General features: G+C 60.4%; 15 protein-coding genes. 12 read left to right on the plus strand and 3 right to left on the minus strand.

Annotation, left to right across the window (positions count from 1 at the left end):
* Window positions 1-134 precede the first annotated feature (134 nt).
* Window positions 135-1529: a cytochrome P450 gene (locus tag PZ897_RS19880; protein ID WP_275754493.1), complete on the minus strand. Its 1395-nt coding sequence runs from the start codon at window positions 1527-1529 to the stop codon at window positions 135-137.
* Window positions 1530-1730: 201 nt separating this feature from the next.
* Here PZ897_RS19880 and gyrB point away from each other — a divergent pair, with 201 nt between their 5' ends.
* The 3 genes from gyrB to PZ897_RS19895 all read left to right on the plus strand — a co-directional run bounded on the left by gyrB (window position 1731) and on the right by PZ897_RS19895 (window position 7390).
* Complete coding sequence (gene gyrB, locus PZ897_RS19885) at window positions 1731-4163, plus strand: DNA topoisomerase (ATP-hydrolyzing) subunit B (RefSeq protein ID WP_275754594.1); 2433 nt, start codon at window positions 1731-1733, stop codon at window positions 4161-4163.
* Window positions 4164-4421: 258 nt separating this feature from the next.
* Entirely contained in the window at window positions 4422-5804 is a 1383-nt protein-coding gene (locus tag PZ897_RS19890; protein ID WP_275754494.1) for an aminotransferase class III-fold pyridoxal phosphate-dependent enzyme, read from the plus strand.
* A 113-nt stretch (window positions 5805-5917) separates the two neighbouring features.
* A complete protein-coding gene (locus PZ897_RS19895; protein WP_275754495.1) occupies window positions 5918-7390 on the plus strand; it encodes a PLP-dependent aminotransferase family protein in 1473 nt (490 codons plus the stop codon).
* Window positions 7391-7529: 139 nt separating this feature from the next.
* Here PZ897_RS19895 and xsc read toward each other — a convergent pair whose 3' ends face one another.
* The gene (gene xsc, locus PZ897_RS19900) at window positions 7530-9314 is read right to left on the minus strand and encodes a sulfoacetaldehyde acetyltransferase (RefSeq protein WP_275754496.1); all 1785 of its coding nucleotides are present in this window, start codon (window positions 9312-9314) and stop codon (window positions 7530-7532) included.
* Window positions 9315-10019: 705 nt separating this feature from the next.
* Between xsc and PZ897_RS19905 the strand changes: the two genes are divergently transcribed.
* From PZ897_RS19905 to PZ897_RS19945, 9 genes are all read left to right on the plus strand, one after another.
* A complete protein-coding gene (locus PZ897_RS19905; RefSeq protein WP_275754497.1) occupies window positions 10020-11303 on the plus strand; it encodes a polyhydroxyalkanoate depolymerase in 1284 nt (427 codons plus the stop codon).
* A gap of 162 nt (window positions 11304-11465) precedes the next feature.
* Window positions 11466-11897 carry a DUF2852 domain-containing protein gene (locus PZ897_RS19910; protein ID WP_275754499.1) on the plus strand — a complete coding sequence of 144 codons (432 nt, stop codon included), beginning with the start codon at window positions 11466-11468 and terminating at the stop codon, window positions 11895-11897.
* A 110-nt stretch (window positions 11898-12007) separates the two neighbouring features.
* Complete coding sequence (locus PZ897_RS19915) at window positions 12008-12760, plus strand: M48 family metallopeptidase (RefSeq protein ID WP_275754501.1); 753 nt, start codon at window positions 12008-12010, stop codon at window positions 12758-12760.
* 80 nt (window positions 12761-12840) lie between these two features.
* Window positions 12841-13524, plus strand: coding sequence for a phosphoribosylanthranilate isomerase (locus tag PZ897_RS19920; RefSeq protein ID WP_275754502.1), 684 nt, complete (start codon window positions 12841-12843; stop codon window positions 13522-13524).
* 1 nt (window position 13525) lies between these two features.
* Window positions 13526-14746: a tryptophan synthase subunit beta gene (gene trpB / locus PZ897_RS19925; protein WP_275754503.1), complete on the plus strand. Its 1221-nt coding sequence runs from the start codon at window positions 13526-13528 to the stop codon at window positions 14744-14746.
* A 2-nt stretch (window positions 14747-14748) separates the two neighbouring features.
* Entirely contained in the window at window positions 14749-15456 is a 708-nt protein-coding gene (locus PZ897_RS19930; protein WP_275754504.1) for a flavodoxin family protein, read from the plus strand.
* Window positions 15457-16296 (plus strand): tryptophan synthase subunit alpha, encoded by an 840-nt coding sequence (trpA, locus tag PZ897_RS19935; protein WP_275754505.1) that lies wholly within the window; start codon window positions 15457-15459, stop codon window positions 16294-16296.
* Window positions 16297-16332: 36 nt separating this feature from the next.
* Entirely contained in the window at window positions 16333-17247 is a 915-nt protein-coding gene (gene accD, locus PZ897_RS19940) for an acetyl-CoA carboxylase, carboxyltransferase subunit beta (RefSeq protein WP_275754506.1), read from the plus strand.
* A gap of 72 nt (window positions 17248-17319) precedes the next feature.
* Complete coding sequence (locus tag PZ897_RS19945; RefSeq protein ID WP_275754595.1) at window positions 17320-18612, plus strand: folylpolyglutamate synthase/dihydrofolate synthase family protein; 1293 nt, start codon at window positions 17320-17322, stop codon at window positions 18610-18612.
* 97 nt (window positions 18613-18709) lie between these two features.
* Here PZ897_RS19945 and trxA read toward each other — a convergent pair whose 3' ends face one another.
* A complete protein-coding gene (gene trxA / locus PZ897_RS19950) occupies window positions 18710-19033 on the minus strand; it encodes a thioredoxin (RefSeq protein ID WP_275754507.1) in 324 nt (107 codons plus the stop codon).

A 19033-nucleotide genomic window follows, 5' to 3' on the forward strand; every position in this document is an offset into this window, starting at 1 on the left:
CGCAGCGCCCCGATTGGGAGCCACCATCTCACTTATGATGAAATTCCCCAGGATGCCACCTCTTCCCACGCCAGGACGGGTCGCTATCAGTCAAGGACGCCACCTGACCGGCCGGAAGACGGCAGCGCCATGGATTAGCGCCGGCTGACCCGCATCGGCAATCCGCCTTCAGGCTGGGTGGTGAGCTTCTGCACGGGCCAGGGTTTCGTGTCCTCAGTGCAGTCAAAGCGGTAGCTTGAAAGCAGCACACCCAACGCGATCACCGCTTCCTGCAATGCGAAGGTGGCTCCGATACAGATGCGCGGACCGACACCAAACGGCAGATACTGGAAGCGATCTATCCTGCCGCGGTTTTCGGGCAGAAAACGCGAGGGAATATAGGCCGCCGGCTGATCCCACAGCTTGGTGTGCCGGTGCAAGGTCCAGGGCATCACCAGCACCGTGGTGCCCGCGGCGATGGTGACGGTCTCGCCCTTGCCGTTGTCCCACTGGTCGTCGGCGATCGCAGCGCGGTTGATCGACGGGGCAGGCGGATAGAGCCGCATCGCCTCCTCGAAGGCGGCGCGCGTCCACGGCATGGCATCGAGCCATTTGACCGGCTCCAGACCAAGCGCCAGAACCTGGTCGATCTCGGCTTCGACCTTTTCCCGGTCCGATGGCGAGTTGGCCAGACAATAGAGCGTCCAGCCCAGTGCCCGCGCCGTGGTTTCATGGCCGGCGCCAATGAAAGTGATGATATTGTCCTCGATCTCGTCAAGCGTCAGGCCCTCAGGACCATGAAGCCGGATCAGCAGTGTCAGAAAATCCTCCGGAACCTTGGCCGGATCGGACTGCATCAATTGCTGCCGGTTTGCCATCGTGTCTTCGACGATCCGGCGAAACTTGGCCAGCACGGGGCGACCGAACATCCGGCGGACGCGCGGCACCCAGGACGGGGCCTTGAGCAGATCCATCGGATCAACCCGGCCCATGGTCGAAAGCAGCCTTTCAATATCGCCGGCGAACTCGGCCTCCGTACCGGCAACCTGGCCGGAAAACAGTGTGGCCGCGAGAATGTCGAACGTCAGTTCCGTCATGTCGACGGCGATATCGCGGACCTCCCCCCTGGCAGCCGCGATGTCGTAACGAGCGGTGAAGGCGCGGGATTGCTCGAGCATCTGCCGGGCAAAGCCGCCTGCATGGCGTGGCGTGAACACCGGTGCCATCGCCTTGCGTGACCGCCGCCAGGTCTCGCCTTCCGCCGTCAGCAAGCCGTCGCGCAGGATCGGTCGCAGAATCAGTTGGCGGATAACCGCCATCCGGTAGTTTTGTGCATTGTCGACCAGAACATGGCGCACGAGACCGGGGTGATTGACGATCAGTGTCCGTTCGTTGAAAAACTTTGCATTCAGCCATTCAAGCCGGAAGGAAGGTTCGCCCCACAATTCCAGCGGGTTGCGCATGACCGTGCGGATGATCTGAAGCCGCGATGGCGGGACGGTTCTGGGGACCGGTGCCGGAGGCACAAACGGAGCATGGGGGCGTGTCATTCGACTTCCTTCATCATCTGCTCTGGCACAACAGGGCCAGACCCCATATATGCATTGTGAAACCCACAATTCCATGGCTTGGCGGATTTGGATTTCATCTCGCGCGCCCCTATAGTGGATCCACGTCCGCGCGGTGATTCGAAGCCGCGTTTCCTGACTCTTCCGCCCGACACAGCCACCTTGGACCGAAAGACCCGCATGATGAATGATTCGCCTGAGACAAACCCGAGCGTGGACGCCGATTACGGCGCCGAATCGATTAAGGTTCTCAAGGGCCTGGATGCGGTACGCAAGCGGCCGGGCATGTATATCGGTGATACCGATGACGGCTCCGGCTTGCATCACATGGTCTACGAAGTCGTCGACAACGCCGTCGACGAGGCTCTTGCCGGTCATGCGGACCGCGTCACCGTGACGCTCAATCCGGACGGATCAGTGACCGTCACCGACAATGGCCGCGGCATTCCGACCGATATTCACCAGGGCGAAGGTATTTCGGCCGCCGAAGTGATCATGACGCAACTGCACGCAGGCGGCAAGTTCGACCAAAACTCCTACAAAGTGTCCGGCGGCCTGCATGGCGTCGGCGTTTCCGTGGTCAACGCGCTTTCGGTCTGGTTGAAACTGGTCATCCGGCGCCAGGGCAAGATTCACGAGCTCCGGTTTTCGCACGGCATCGCCGATGCGCCGCTGGCGGTGATCGGGGATAGCGGCGGCGAGACCGGTACCGAAGTCACTTTCATGCCGAGCAGCGAAACGTTCACGATGACCGATTTTGACTTCGGTACGCTTGAACACAGGCTGCGCGAACTGGCATTTCTCAATTCTGGCGTCCGCATTCTGTTGGCCGACCGACGCCATTCCGACGTCAAAGAGCTGGAACTGTTCTATGAGGGTGGACTGGAAGCCTATGTGCGCTATCTCGACCGCGTAAAGAAGCCGCTTGTCGCCGACCCGGTGACCCTTCTTGGCGAAAAGGACGGCATCATTGTCGAGCTCGCCATGTGGTGGAATGACAGCTACCACGAGAATGTGCTGTGCTTCACCAACAACATTCCCCAGCGCGACGGCGGCACCCACATGGCCGGCTTCCGTGCGGCGCTGACCCGGCAGATGGTTGCCTACGCCGACAGCTCCGGCATGACCAAGAAGGAAAAGGTCTCGCTCACCGGCGATGATTGCCGCGAGGGGCTGACCGCGGTCCTGTCGGTAAAAGTGCCTGATCCGAAATTCTCGTCGCAGACCAAGGACAAGCTGGTATCCTCGGAGGTTCGGCCGGCTGTCGAGAACCTGGTCAATTCGACGCTCAGCGCCTGGCTTGAAGAGCATCCGGCTGAATCCAAGATTCTTGTCGGCAAGGTGATTGAAGCGGCTGCCGCGCGCGAGGCTGCGCGCAAGGCGCGCGAGTTGACGCGGCGCAAGGGCGCGCTCGACATCTCCTCGCTGCCCGGCAAGCTTGCGGATTGTTCGGAGAAGGATCCGGCCAAGTCGGAACTGTTTCTGGTCGAGGGCGATTCGGCGGGCGGATCGGCCAAACAGGGCCGGTCGCGGGAAACCCAGGCAATTCTGCCGCTCCGAGGCAAGATCCTCAATGTCGAGCGGGCCCGGTTCGACAAGATGCTCTCGAGCCAGGAAATCGGCACGCTGATCATGGCGCTCGGCACCGGCATCGGCAAGGACGAGTTCAACGCCGACAAGCTGCGCTATCACAAGATCATCATCATGACGGACGCCGATGTCGACGGCGCCCACATCCGGACCCTGCTGCTGACCTTCTTCTTCCGGCAGATGCCGGAACTGATCGAACGCGGTCACCTCTATATCGCCCAGCCGCCGCTGTATAAAGTGTCGCGCGGCAAGTCCAGCCAGTATCTCAAGGACGAGAAGGCGATGGAAGAATATCTGGTCACGACCGGACTTGATGAGGCCACACTGGAACTGTCGACGGGTGAAGTGCGAACCGGGGCAGACCTGAAGGACACCATCACCGATGCCCTGAGAATGCGGGCGCTGCTGGATGGCCTGCATTCGCGCTACGATCACTCCGTTATCGAGCAGGCGGCGATTGCCGGTGCCTTCAACCCGGAGCGGATTACCGATTCTGCTTCCTCGGAAGCCATGGTGGCGGAAGTCGCCCGGCGGCTTGACATGATCTCCGAGGAATCCGAGCGCGGATGGACTGGCGTCACCAGCGAGAACGGGTACCGGTTTGAACGGGTGGTGCGCGGCGTCAGGGAGGCCGTCTATCTCGACTCCGGGCTGATCGGCAGCCAGGACGCCCGAATGATCGATCAGATGAACGCCAAGCTGCGCGATGTCTACGCCGAGCCGCCGGTGCTGCGGCGCAAGGAAGGCGGCACCCAGATCTCGGGGCCGCGCGAGCTGCTTCAGGCGGTGTTCTCGGTCGGCCGCAAGGGCCTGACATTGCAACGCTACAAGGGCCTTGGCGAGATGAACGCCGAACAATTGTGGGAAACCACGCTGGACCCCAATGCCCGCTCGCTGCTGCAGGTCCGGGTCAATGACGCGGTCGACGCCGACAGCCTGTTCTCGCGGCTGATGGGCGACGAGGTCGAACCGCGGCGCGAGTTCATTCAGGATAACGCATTGTCGGTCGCCAACCTCGATATCTGACAGCTCTGGCTCGCAGAGAAGGACACCGCCGCTCCGGACCGGAAGCGGCGGTGTTTTCGTTTGCGCGCCTGGCAGGTCAGATCAGTCATTACCAAGGGCGGCACGGACTCGCTACCCTGGTCTCAGAACATTGGTTTTATTCGGGTTTTTCTGGTCCTATGACTTGCCACCCACTGGCTCTATCCCGATAGCGACGTCTTCGGCGATGCTCTGATGCCGAAGGACCGGCACTCACCACCTGCACGGGAGGCTCCGATCATGAATTTGCCCATCCAAGCCAACGATATTCAGGCGGTTATCGAGGCTGATCGCGCCCATGTCTGGCATCACCTGATCCAGCACAAGCCGTTTGAAACCATCGATCCGCGGATCATGGTCGAGGGCCGCGGTATGCGGGTGTGGGACGCGACCGGCCGGGAACATCTCGACGCGGTGTCGGGCGGGGTCTGGACGGTCAATGTCGGCTATGGCCGGGAGAGCATTGCAAACGCGGTGCGCGACCAACTGGTCAAAATGAATTATTTCGCCAACAGCGCCGGATCGATCCCCGGCGCCCTGTTCGCCAGGCAACTGATCGAGAAGATGCCGGGCCTTAGCCGGGTCTATTATTCGAATTCCGGGTCGGAGGCCAACGAGAAGGCCTTCAAGATGATCCGGCAGATCTCACACCGGCATCATGGCGGCAGAAAATACAAGATTCTCTATCGGGACCGCGACTATCACGGCACGACATTGGCGACACTGTCGGCCGGCGGCCAGCCGCAGCGCTCGGAGCAGTACGGGCCGATGGCTCCAGGATTCGTCATGGTGCCGCACTGTCTGGAGTATCGCAGCCAGTATCCGGATGCGGAAAGCTACGGCATGGCGGCAGCGAACGCGATCGAGGAGGTGATCCTGCGCGAAGGGCCCGACAGCGTCGGCGGGCTCTGCCTCGAGCCAATCACCGCAGGCGGTGGTGTGATCACGCCTCCACCAGGCTATTGGGAACGGGTTCAGGAAATCTGCGCCAAGTACAACATCCTGCTGCATATTGATGAAGTGGTCTGCGGCGTCGGCCGCACCGGCACCTGGTTTGGCTACCAGCATTATGGGATCAAGCCCGACTTCGTGACCATGGCGAAAGGCGTTGCGTCAGGCTATGCAGCGATCTCCTGTACCGTGACAACAGAAGCGGTGTTTGAGCAGTTCAAGGACGATCCATCCGATCCGATGTCCTATTTCCGTGACATCTCGACCTTTGGCGGCTGTGCCGCAGGTCCGGCGGCGGCGCTGGAAAACATGCGGATCGTTGAAGACGAGAACCTCATCGAGAATACCCAGGCCATGGGGGCCCGCATGATGGACAATCTGCAGGTGCTGCAGGACAGGCACGCGGTGATTGGCGATGTTCGCGGCAAGGGTCTGTTCATCGGCGCCGAGCTGGTCAGCGACCGACGCACACGGGAGCCGATGGACGAGAAGAAAGTCCAGGCAGTGGTGGCCGACTGCATGGCGCAAGGCGTGATCATCGGCGCCACCAATCGGTCGCTGCCGGGCTTCAACAACACGCTGTGCTTCAGCCCGGCGCTGATCGCCACCGCGTCCGACATTGACCAGATCACCGAAACTGTCGACAAGGCGCTGACCAGGGTATTCGGCTGAGTTTCCAGCAAGTCCCAATGGGCGATCAGACACCAGCCGGGACAATCATTCCGCTGCCCCTTCCGCTCGGCTAAGTCTGGCGATATGCTGGCAAAAACCGGCCAGGCGATCGTATGACGATTCCGATAGACACGTTTTTTCTCGATCCCAAATTCGAGGGAACTCTACAGCAGAAAATCCAGAGGATGATCAGCGAAGGTGTTTTGTCCGGACGCTTCATTCCGGGTGTGAAAATGCCCTCCAGCCGCAAACTGGCGACGCATCTGGGGATCAGCCGCATCACCGTGACCCTGGCCTATAGCGAGCTCGTTTCAGACGACTATCTGATCGCAAAGGGCCGCTCGGGCTATTACGTTTCACCAACCGCGCCGCAGCGAACCCGTTTTGACGCACCACGCGGTGTCGTGTCGGATCAGGTGGACTGGGGCCGGGCCATCGGCCAACGCTTTTCCAGTCAGGTGATGCCGGAAAAGCCGATTGACTGGCGAAGCTACCCGTACCCCTTCATCTACGGGCAGGCTGACGAAAACATCTTCGATCACAGCAACTGGCGGCAATGCGCCCTGCAGGCGCTGGGCAAGCGGGCGTTCTCGACCGTCACGGCCGACAGTTATGAGCGCGATGACCCCGAGCTGGTCAAATATATTGCGCTCAACACCCTGCCGCGCCGTGGAATACACGCCAAGCCGGAACAGATCCTGATCACCATGGGCGCCCAGAACGCATTGTGGCTGTGCGCCGAGGTGCTGCTCAATCAACGGCGCGTCGCCGCAATGGAAAACCCGGGCTATCCTGGCCTCCGAGGCGTGCTCAATCTGGCGCGGTGCACAGTTGCCTCAATTCCGGTAGATGATTCCGGTCTGCAACTGAACGCCTTGCCGCGCGAGACCGATGTCGTGTTCACCACGCCGAGCCACCATTGCCCGACCAATGTGACGATGCCGCTCGAGCGGCGGCACGGACTGCTGGAGATGGCTTCGGAACACGACTTCCTGATTGTCGAAGACGATTACGAGTTCGAGATGTCGTTTCTCAATCCTCCGGAGCCGGCGCTCAAATCCCTCGATGAGGAGGGCCGGGTGATCTATATCGGCTCATTCTCCAAATCTCTGTTTCCCGGCTTGCGGCTCGGTTATGTCGTTGGCTCCGAGATCTTCATCCGGGAGGCGCGGGCGCTGCGCGCGGCGATCCTCAGACATCCTCCTGGGCATTTGCAGCGGACAGCGGCCAATTTCCTCTCGCTCGGACATTATGATGCACTGGTGGCGCGGATGGGCCAGGTCTACCGCAAACGCCGGGAGATCATGCAGGAAGCCCTAACCCGATGTGGGCTGCCTTCACCCGGCCTTTCTGTCGCCGGCGGATCAAGCTTCTGGATGAAGACCCCGGAGGGCATTGATGCCCGCGATCTGGCACGCGACCTCAAGGAGCGCGGGGTTCTGATCGAACCGGGAGATGTGTTCTTCGAGCGACCCGAAGACGGCGCCCGGTACTACCGCATCGCCTATTCGTCGATTGAAAGCTCCAAGATAGCATCGGGAATCGAGCTGATTGCCCAGACCCTGGCGGCTATCTGCCGGCGCTGACGATGCCGGAGATACGCGGCCCCGTGCCCAGGTCCGGCTTCATGTCAGTTTCAGACAGCAAGACCCCCGAAGGCTGGCGTCCAGCTTTCGGGGGTCGGTCGTCAAGCGCGGTTGGCTCAGAGCTGCGAACCCGGGATTGTCAGACAGCGCCCTTTTGCGGGCGCATGTCATCGCGGCTGACGCCAGCGACAACGACCGGCTTCTTCATGGCGTCGCGGCGGAACGGCTCGCCCAGTTCCTGATTGAGCACAACTTCGATGAAGGTGGTCTCGCCGGCCTTCATCTGCCGCTCGATGGCTTTGGCGAGTTCCTCGCTGAGGCTTTGCTGATCCTTGACCACGACCCCCCTGGCGCCACAAGCCTCGGCGATCCTGGCATAGGATGTATCGCGATCAAGTTCGGTTCCGACAAAATTATTGTCATACCACAGCGTGGTGTTGCGCTTTTCCGCGCCCCATTGGTAGTTGCGGAAAATCACCATGGTGATTGCCGGCCAGCCTTCACGTCCGCAGGCGGTCATCTCGTTCATGGAAATGCCGAAGGCGCCATCGCCGGCAAATCCGACCACGGGAGTGTCAGGGTGTCCGATCTTGGCACCGAGAATTGACGGAAACCCGTAGCCGCAGGGGCCGAACAGACCGGGCGCGAGGTATTTGCGGCCCTGTTCGAAGGTCGGATAGGCGTTGCCAATGGCGCAGTTGTTGCCAATGTCGGACGAGATGATGGCGTCCTTGGGAAGTGCCGATTGAATGGCGCGCCAGGCCTGGCGCGGCGACATCAGATCGGCATCGCGCTTGCGTGATTCCGCGTTCCAGACCGTACCCGGATCATCCTCCTCATGATCGAGCGAGGACAGTTCCTGGGCCCAGCGGGATTTCGTCAGCGACACCAGATTGCGCCGGTCTTCGCGCCCGGCATCGCCGGCACCATCCGCAAGCCGGGCCAGAAGGGAGCGTGCCACCATGGTTGCATCGCCCTCAATTCCGACGGTGACCTTCTTGGTCAGGCCAATGCGGTCGGCGTTGATATCAACCTGGATCACATCGGCGTTCTTCGGCCAGTAATCGATGCCGTAGCCGGGAAGGGTCGAAAACGGATTGAGGCGGGTGCCGAGCGCCAGCACCACATCGGCCCTGGCGATCAGTTCCATCGCCGCCTTGGAGCCATTGTAGCCAAGCGGGCCAACCGCGAGGGGATGCGATCCGGGGAAACTGTCATTGTGCTGGTAATTCGAACAGACCGGCGCATCTAGCCGTTCTGCCAGCCGGGCCAAATCAGCTATGGCGCCCGAAAGCACCACACCGGCACCCGAAAGAATGACCGGAAATTTTGCATTGGAGAGGAGTTCAGCGGCCTTGGCGATGGCTTCCTTTCCACCGGCAGGACGTTCAAAGCGAACCATTTGCGGCAACTCGACATCAATGATCTGCGTCCACATATCGCGCGGAATGTTCATCTGCGCCGGGGCCGAACCGCGCCAGGCCTTCATGATCACGCGGTTGAGCACTTCGGGTATGCGGGAGGCGTCACGCACTTCTTCCTGGTAGCAGACGCAATCGGCAAACAGCCGCATCTGCTCCATTTCCTGAAAGCCGCCCTGACCGATGGTCTTGTTGGCCGCCTGCGGCGTAATCAACAGCATCGGTGTGTGGTTCCAGTACGCGGTCTTGACCGGTGTGACGAAACCGGTGACGCCGGGTCCGTTCTGGGCGATCGCCATCGCCATCTTGCCGGTGGTGCGGATGAAGCCATCGCACATCAGCCCGGCATTGGTTTCGTGGGCGCAGTCCCAGAAGGTGATACCGGCCTGAGGGAAAAGATCGGAGACCGGCATCATCGCCGATCCGATAATGCCGAATGCATGCTCGATTCCATGCATCTGAAGAACTTTGATGAAAGCTTCCTCGGTTGTCATTTTAGGCATGGGATACTCCTCCTTGTTGAGGGTTAGAAACCACAACTGGCCCGAACCTCTGTAGTGCCAGTTTGACGGCTTTGCAGAGCCAGATCGGATGAACAGCGGCTTTTCCGGCGAGGCTGCGGTCAATCGTCATGGAAATCGCCCGGAAACACAGCCGCCTGTCTCCGCCGCCTGGTTGATTTGTGCCCCCATCCGCGCCTTGCCTCCGCTCCCCCCGCCACGGTCTCTGCGAGCATGATAGACTGCGCGCTGCTGTTGCCCAGCCCAATCACCGGCTTGATTGCAGCCTCGGCCATTCGGAGACCATCAATGCCGTGCGGCGGTGAGAAGCCGGGGCGACGAAGCAGGGTGAAATCGTCGGCGTCGCAGTCGCGCCGCCAATGCCGGCTCCGTGTCACGCCCTCGACAGGCTCAAGCACCAAGACCACCCGTCTCAAATATCTGCCTTCTCAACCCATTGCACGGCGTGACAGACCTTGAAACCAGCAACGGCCGGCTCTGCTGACACTCTCTTCCAACCTTTCCCGAGCCTTATCACCTGCTCGAAAGCCCTCCAAAATCACGGGTGTCCATTGTTGCAATGCAATAAAACCGTGATAGGGTCTCCCACCGTTTACGCGCTGCAACAAGTCAGACTCCGGTAAGGAAATGACATGCATGATGGCGGAAACCGGGCAGCTTGTCTGTCATAACAAGAGGCATATCACCATGTTCTACCAGATGTACGAACTCAACCATGCGGCCATTGCGCCGATGCGTGTTTACGCCGATGCCATGCGTATGACTTTCGAGAACCCGGTCAATCCATTGTCCCACACGCACCTTGGCCGATCGCTCGCCGCCGGGCTTGAAGTGTTTGAACGCACAACGCGCCGCTACGCCAAGCCCGAATTCGGACTTGACCAGACCAAGCTCGTTACCGGTCCGGTGTCGGTTCGCGAAAAAACGGTCTGGTCGCGGCCCTTTTGCAACCTGGTCCATTTTGAACGCGCCTTGCCGGCCAATCATCGCCCCGACCCCAAGATCCTGCTTGTGGCCCCGATGTCGGGCCATTACGCCACGCTGCTGCGCGGCACCGTCGAAACCCTGCTGCCCAGCGCCGAGGTCTACGTCACCGACTGGACAGATGCCCGGATCGTGCCGGTAAGCGAAGGCCGCTTCGATCTGGACGACTACATCGACTACATCATTTCCATGCTGCACGCGCTCGGGCCCGACACGCACGTGATCGCTGTTTGCCAGCCCTCCGTGCCGGTTCTGGCGGCGGTGGCGGTGATGGAAGAGAATGGCGACAAATTTGTCCCGTCGACCATGACGCTGATGGGAGGCCCGATCGACACCCGCATCAGCCCCACCGGTGTCAACGAACTGGCACAGGCAAAACCGATCGAGTGGTTCGAAGACAATGTCACCATGCAGGTGCCCTGGCCGTTGCCGGGCTTTTCCCGCCAGGTCTATCCTGGCTTTCTGCAATTGTCGGGCTTCATGACCATGAATCTCGACCGGCACATGATCGCGCAGAAGGATTTCTTCGTGCATCTGGTCAAGGATGATGGCGATTCGGCGGAACGGCACCGTGAATTCTACGATGAGTATCTTGCGGTCATGGATATGACCGCCGAATTCTATCTGCAGACCGTCGATACGGTGTTCATCAAACATTCGCTGCCAAAGGGCGAAATGATGCACCGGGACCGCAAGGTCGACACCGCTGCCATCCGCAATGTCGCCCTGTTGACGGTGGAAGGCGAGAATGACGACATCTCGGGTCTGGGCCAGACCAAGGCGGCGCAGACCATTTGCCCCAATATTCCCGATGCCATGCGGCACCACTATGTTCAGCCGAAAGTCGGCCATTACGGTGTCTTCAACGGCTCGCGCTTCCGCTCGGAGATCGCGCCGCGAATCCTTGATTTTGTCCGCACACACGCGCTCGACAATCGCGCCAAACCAGCGGCGCCAAGGCTCGTCAAAGGTGGCCTGAGCAACTGATTCTTCATTTGCCAGGTATTTTAGTCAACCAAAATTCATCTATTAAAACAGACGAATAGCGGTTTCCTGCGACCATATTCTTGAATAGCTGTCTGGCATTTACCACATCAAATTCTCAAGGGAACGATCCCCGCTTCCCTTCACCAGATGAGGTTTCAGCTGATGACACAAACCGCATTGATCCGCCCTGCATGGACGCCGGCGACGATCGCCTTGATGGTACTGGGCTTCATGGTATTCTGGCCGCTCGGGCTTGCCATGCTTGCCTATATCATCTGGGGCGACCGGCTTGACGCGTTCAAGGCAGATGTAAACCGTGCGACGGATGATTTCACCGGCGCGTTTCGCAAGACCCGTCACGGCATGCGCACAGGCAGCGGCAACGCAGCCTTTGATGACTGGCGCGACACCGAACTGGCGCGGCTCGACGAAGAGCGCAAGAAGCTTGATGAAATGCGCCGCGAGTTCGACCAGCATATGCGCGATCTGCGCATGGCGCGGGACCGTGAGGAGTTTGACCGCTTCATGGCCGATCGTCAGGCCAGCCAGGACAAAGCCAGAAAAGGCGGCTCGGTTCCTGAAATCGATGGCTGACTGGCAAACAAGCAGATGCGGGCGGCGCTCTTTGCGGGGCGCCGCTTTTTTAGCACCCGGCACTGTATTTTCCGGCCTTTCCCGTCGGCGAATCGGATAAAATCACCGCCATGTTCGGATTTGGCCATATATCCCCCACCAAGAAGACTTCAGCACCGCGGCCCGAGACCATCTCGGTCAATGGCCGTGACTTGCCGCTGGCCATCCGCGAGAACCCGCGTGCGACGCGGATGACGTTACGGATCGAGCCCGGCGGCCAGGCGCTGAAACTGACCATTCCCCGTGGTCTCCCCGGTCATGAAGTGGAAGCCTTTCTCCTCCGTCATCATGGCTGGCTGATGACCCGGCTGGCGCGCGTAGAGGACGGCGAAACCCTCAAGCAGCATGGAAAGATCGCCATTCGCGGAGTGGAGCACCGGATCGAGATGACCGGGAAGCTGCGCGGTCTGGCCGAAGAGACCGAGATTAACGGAGTGCCGACCCTGCTGATTTCGTGTCTGCCCGAGCATATCGGCCGGCGGGTTTCCGATCACCTCAAGCGGGTTGCCAAGCGTGAACTGGAAGCCCGTGTCAGGATACATGCCGCGACCCTGGGCAAGCCTGTGCGGGGGATCTCCTACAAGGACACCAAGAGCCGATGGGGATCCTGCACATCCGAGGGAAACCTGTCGTTTTCCTGGCGCATCGCCATGGCGCCGGACTTCGTGATCGATTATCTCGCCGCCCACGAGGTGGCGCATTTGAAAGAAATGAACCACGGGCCGGATTTCTGGGCGACCTGCAAACAGCTCTGCCCACGAACCGCTGAGGGCAAGCGCTGGCTCAAGCAGAACGGGTCACGGCTGTTCGCGGTGAGTTTCTGACCCACGCGACCGGCTGAATCGACGCAGCGGAAGCCATCCTTATCTCGACTCAGCCGCCGTTTTGTGCGACGTCAGCCGGCATGACACTACAGATCAAGATTTGCGGCCTGAGCACGCCTGAAGCGGTGGATCGTGCGGCTGATCTGAACGCCAACATGGTGGGGTTCATCTTTTTCGAGAAAAGCCCCCGCCATGTCGCCGTCGGAACCGCAGCCACACTGGCCGAGCGTGCGCGATCGCGTGGGCTGGCGACGGTGGCGGTCACTGTTGACATGGATGATGCCGGGCTTGATGAGATTGTCGGCCGCATGAAGCCGGACTGGCTGCAGTTGCATGGCGGCGAAAGCCCCGAGCGCGCAGCCTGGCTCAAGGCCCGCTACGGTTTGCCGGTGATGAAGGCATTTGCCATCCGCGAAGCCTCGGATCTGGCGCGGATTTCCCCCTACCAGGGCATCGCCGACCGGTTTCTGTTCGACGCCAAGCCGCCGAAAGATTCCGACCTGCCCGGCGGCAATGGTGTCAGCTTTGACTGGCGCCTCCTTGCCACGCTTGACGGGGCAACCAGTTACATGCTTTCCGGTGGGTTGACGAAAGACAATATCGGCGCAGCGCTTGGTATCAGCAGGGCGCGGGCAGTTGATGTGTCCTCAGGCGTTGAAAGCGCGCCCGGCATCAAGAACCTCGACATGATCACCGCGTTTGTTCAAGCTGTTCATCAAGCGGACGCTGCGGCAGCGGCAGGGAATGGTCTCAGGAGTAAATGAATTGAACCAGACAACCCAACCAAACTCATACCGTACCGGCCCCGATGAACAAGGCATGTTCGGTATTTTCGGTGGCCGCTTCGTTGCCGAAACACTGATGCCGCTGATTCTGGAGCTGGAAGAGGAATGGACCAAGGCCAAGAACGATCCCGCCTTCCGGGAGGAACTTGCGCATCTCAACAGCCATTATATCGGCCGTCCGTCACCGCTGTACTTCGCCGAGCGACTGACCGAGCATCTCGGCGGCGCCAAGGTCTACTTCAAGCGCGACGAACTCAACCACACCGGATCGCACAAGATCAACAATTGCGTCGGTCAGATCCTGCTGGCCAAACGGATGGGCAAGACCCGGATCATCGCCGAAACCGGCGCCGGCCAGCACGGCGTCGCCACCGCCACCGTAGCCGCGCGCTTTGGCTATCCGTGCGAAGTCTATATGGGCGCCACCGATGTGCAGCGTCAGGCGCCGAACGTGTTCCGCATGAAACTGCTGGGCGCTCAGGTTCATCCGGTGTCCTCCGGGCATGGCACGCTCAAAGACGCCATGAACGAGGCGCTCCGCGACTGGGTCACCAATGTTGACGACACCTATTATCTGATCGGGACCGCTGCCGGTCCGCACCCCTATCCGGAAATGGTCCGTACCTTCCAGTCGGTGATCGGCGAGGAAACCCGGGAGCAGATGATGGCTCAAGAAGGACGTTTGCCGGACATGCTGGTGGCCGCTGTCGGCGGCGGATCCAACGCCATTGGGCTGTTCCATCCGTTTCTGGACGACCAGAATGTGCAGATCGTCGGTGTGGAAGCCGGCGGCAAGGGTCTGGACGGCGAAGAGCACTGTGCCTCGCTGACCGCCGGCTTGCCCGGCGTGCTGCACGGCAACCGCACCTATCTGCTGCAGGACGGCGACGGACAGATCAAGGAAGGCCATTCGATCTCGGCCGGTCTCGATTATCCCGGAATCGGACCTGAACACTCCTGGCTCAAGGAATCGAACCGGGTCGACTATGTGCCGATCATGGATACGGAAGCCTTGGAAGCTTTCCAGCTGCTGACCAAGCTTGAAGGCATCATCCCGGCGCTGGAACCTTCCCACGCCCTGGCCGAAGTGATCAAGCGCGCGCCGAAAATGGACAAGGACCAGATCATCGTGATGAACCTGTGCGGTCGCGGCGACAAGGACATCTTCACCGTCGGCAAGATTCTCGGTGTGGAACTCTGATCATGTCCGGTTTCTCCGATCTCAAGGCAGTGTTCATCAACACGACGCTCAAGAGCACGGCGCAAGGCGAGAGCCACACCGAGCGGCTGATGCACAATGCCATGGCAATCATGGAGACCAATGGCGTTCAGGTGGATCTGCTGCGCGCCGCCGACCATCATATTGCCTTTGGGGTGCAGCCCGACATGCGCGAACACGGCGCTGACCGGGATGATTGGCCGGAAGTCTTTTGGCCGAAAATCCGCGATGCCGACATTCTGGTGATCGGGACACCGTTGTGGCTGGGCGAGGAATCCTCGCTGTGCCGGGTGATCATCGAACGGCTCTACGCGCATTCGGGCCAGCGCAACGACCGCGGCCAGTATATCTTTTACGGAAAGGTCGGTGGCTGCGTCATCACCGGCAACGAGGATGGCGTCAAGCACGCCTCGATGACCTGCCTCTACGCCATGCAGCATGTCGGCTACACGGTTCCGCCGCAGGCCGATTGCGGCTGGATCGGCGAAGTCGGGCCGGGCAAATCCTATGGCGATGACGGCGCCGGCTACGACAATGATTTCACCAAACGCAACACCACATTCATGACCTGGAACCTGATGCATCTGGCGCGGATGCTCAAGGATGCAGGCGGCATTCCCAATCATGGCAATGATGTTGAAGCCTGGAACAAGGGCGCGTTGTTTGACCACCCCGAGATCGGAAAATCCTGAATGACCACTCGTATCGATACCCGTTTTGAAAAGCTCAAGGCCGAGGGCCGGCCGGCGCTTGTGACCTATTTCATGGGCGGCGATCCGGATTACGACACATCGCTGAAGATCATGCAGGCGCTGCCAGGCGCCGGTTCCGACGTGATCGAGCTCGGCATGCCGTTCTCCGATCCGATGGCCGATGGCCCGGCGATCCAGATGGCAGGACAACGGGCGCTGAAAGCCGGCCAGACGCTGGCCAAGACCTTGTCGCTGGCGGCTGATTTCCGCAAGGGCGACAATGACACCCCGATCGTGCTGATGGGCTATTACAATCCGATCTATATCTACGGCGTGGACAGGTTTCTGATCGATGCAAAGGAAGCCGGCATCGACGGTCTGATCGTGGTCGACCTGCCGCCGGAAATGGACCAGGAATTGTGTCTGCCGGCGCTGGAGGCAGGGCTCAATTTCATCCGCCTGGCGACGCCGACCACAGACGACAAACGGCTGCCGCGGGTGCTGAGCAACACTTCGGGCTTTGTCTACTATGTGTCGATGACCGGAATCACCGGATCGGCCATTGCCGACACGACAAAGGTCAACGCCGCCGTGGAGCGGATCAAGGCTCACACCAGCCTGCCGGTCTGCGTCGGTTTCGGGGTGAAAACCGCCGAACAGGCCCGCGCCATTGGCCGCTCGGCCGACGGCGTGGTGGTCGGCACGGCGATCGTCAACCAGATCGCCAATACACTTGACGCCAAAGGCGCTGCAACGACCGATACGGTGGAAAGTGTCGCCACCATGGTGCGCGGCCTTGCCACCGGCGTTCGCGCCGCGCGCCTTGCACCGACGCAATAATCTCCCCACATAGGTAGAGCAACCGGAGAAGATGAAGTGAACTGGATCACCAACTACGTCAGGCCGAAAATCAATTCGATACTCGGTCGCCGTGAAGTCCCGGAAAACCTCTGGATCAAGTGCCCGGAAACCGGCGAGATGGTTTTCCATAATGATCTGGAAGAAAACCACTTCGTCATCCCGGCATCAGGCTTTCACATGAAGATGACCGCCGAGGCGCGGCTCAAACATATGTTCGACGAGGGCAAATATACGGTGCTGCCTTCGCCCAAAGTGCCTCAGGATCCGCTCAAGTTCCGGGATTCCAAGAAATACAGCGACAGGCTGCGCGAAAACCGCACCAAGACAGGGATCGAGGATTCAATCGTCTCGGCGCATGGCTTAGTCGGCGACGTCGAGATCGTCGCCTGCGTGCATGATTTTGCCTTCATGGGCGGATCGCTCGGCATCGCCGCCGGTGAGGCCATCATCCAGGCCTTTGAAGCCGCCATCGCCCGGAACTGTCCCCTGGTCATGTTCCCGGCGTCGGGTGGCGCGCGCATGCAGGAAGGTATCCTGTCGCTGATGCAACTGCCGCGCACCACCGTGGCTTTGCAAATGCTCAAAGAAGCCGGCCTGCCCTATATCGTCGTGCTGACCAATCCGACCACCGGTGGCGTTTCCGCCTCCTATGCCATGCTTGGAGATATTCACATTGCAGAGCCCGGTGCGGAAATCGGCTTTGCCGGCAAACGAGTGATCGAACAGACCATTCGGGAGAAACTTCCCGAAGGCTTCCAGACATCGGAATATCTGCTCGAACACGGCATGATCGACATGGTGGTGCACCGCCACGACATTCCCGGCACCGTCGCCCGGTTGCTGCGGATTTTCCTCAAGCTGGATGCTCCCGCCCCGGTGGCACTTCCGGCCCCGCCGATTGAGCCTGCACCGGCTGAAGCTGCGGAATAGGTCTCAAGTCACGCCGGCATAGCGGCGGGAGGAACGGTCGTGTCGGCTGCCGAACGGGAAATCAATGCGCTGATGGCGCTGCATCCGAAAGGGTTCGACCTTTCGCTGGGTCGAATCGCGCGTCTGCTTGAGCGGCTCGGGAATCCGCATCAGAAGCTGCCCCCGGTCATTCACATTGCCGGGACCAACGGCAAGGGATCGACGAGCGCATTCTGCCGGGCCATTCTCGAAGCCCATGGTCTGACGGTCCACGTCCACACCTCGCCGCATCTGGTCAACTGGCATGAACGTTTTCGTCTTGGCGCCGAAGGCGGCGGGCAGCTGGTTGGAGACGCGGTGCTGGCCGATGCCGTGCGCCGGGTCGCGGACGCCAATCAGGGCGAGATGATCACGGTCTTTGAGATCCTCACCGCAGTGATGTTCCTGCTGTTTTCCGAATCTCCCGCCGATGTGGCGCTGATCGAGGTCGGACTCGGCGGACGGTTCGACGCGACCAACGTCATCACCAACCCCGCCGTTTCCGTGATCATGTCTATCTCGCTGGATCATCAGGCCTATCTGGGGGATCGCGTCGAACTGATCGCCATGGAAAAGGCCGGTATCATCAAATCCGGATCTCCGGTTGTGATTGGCGCACAGCCCCAGAGTGCGGCACGCGAGGTGCTGATCGAAACCGCTGGGAGGCTGAGTTGCCCGCTCAGCATCTACGGCCAGGATTTCCTGGCCTTCGAGGAAAACGGGCGGCTTGCCTATCAGGACGAGGACGAGCTGATCGACCTGCCCTTGCCCAAGTTGGCCGGAAGACACCAGCAGGCCAATGCAGCCGCGGCGATCCGTGCGCTGAAAGCGGCCGGCTTCAAGCTTGATGAACCGGCCATCGCGGCCGGTCTGCTCTCGGTTTCCTGGCCGGGACGGCTGGAACGGCTCACGCACGGACGACTGGTCGATGCGGCAATGGAGGGGGCTGAGCTGTGGATCGACGGCGGCCACAATCCCGGAGCGGGCCTGGTCATCGCCGAAGCCATGGCCAATCTAAATGACCGCGAATCACGGCCATTGTTCCTGATCGCAGGCATGATCAATACCAAGGATCCGGCCGGCTATTTCGAGGCCTACGCCGGCATGGCCCGGCATGTCTTCACCGTGCCGGTGCCTGGTTCTGATGCCGGGCTTGATCCGGCGTTTCTCGCTGACACTGCCGACGAGGCTGGATTAAGCGCCGAACCGGCCACAGATGTCGAAACCGCAATTTCCGTCATCTGCAGGAACTGGACCGCATCGGAGCAGCCTCCGCGCATTCTCATCTGTGGCTCGCTCTATCTTCTGGGCGAGGTGCTCAAAGCCAACGGCACGCCACCAACCTGAGCGCGGCCGCGCCAAACGATAATACCCGCCCGGTGTCCCGGACGGGTATCTGGTAGCTCGCGTAGCGTTTTCAGCGCATCAAGGCTCGATGAGCGCTTCAGGCAACGGCGCCGGAGATCCAGCTGGAAAGCGCTGACTTGGGCGAAGCGCCGACCTTGATGTCGGCCACTGCCCCATTCTTGAACATGGCCAGTGTCGGAATCGAGCGGACGCCGAACTGCGAAGCCAGTTCCGGATTTTCATCAATGTTGAGTTTGACGACCTTGACGGCGCCTTCCATCTCTTTGGAAATTTCTTCAAGACTCGGCGCAATCATTTTGCAAGGGCCGCACCATTCCGCCCAGAAGTCGACCACAACAGGTACCTTGGAATCGAGCACTTCACTCTGAAAATTTGTGCTGTCTACTTTTACGGTTGCCAT

The organism is Hoeflea sp. YIM 152468, assembly GCF_029210485.1.
GTDB lineage: Bacteria > Pseudomonadota > Alphaproteobacteria > Rhizobiales > Rhizobiaceae > Hoeflea.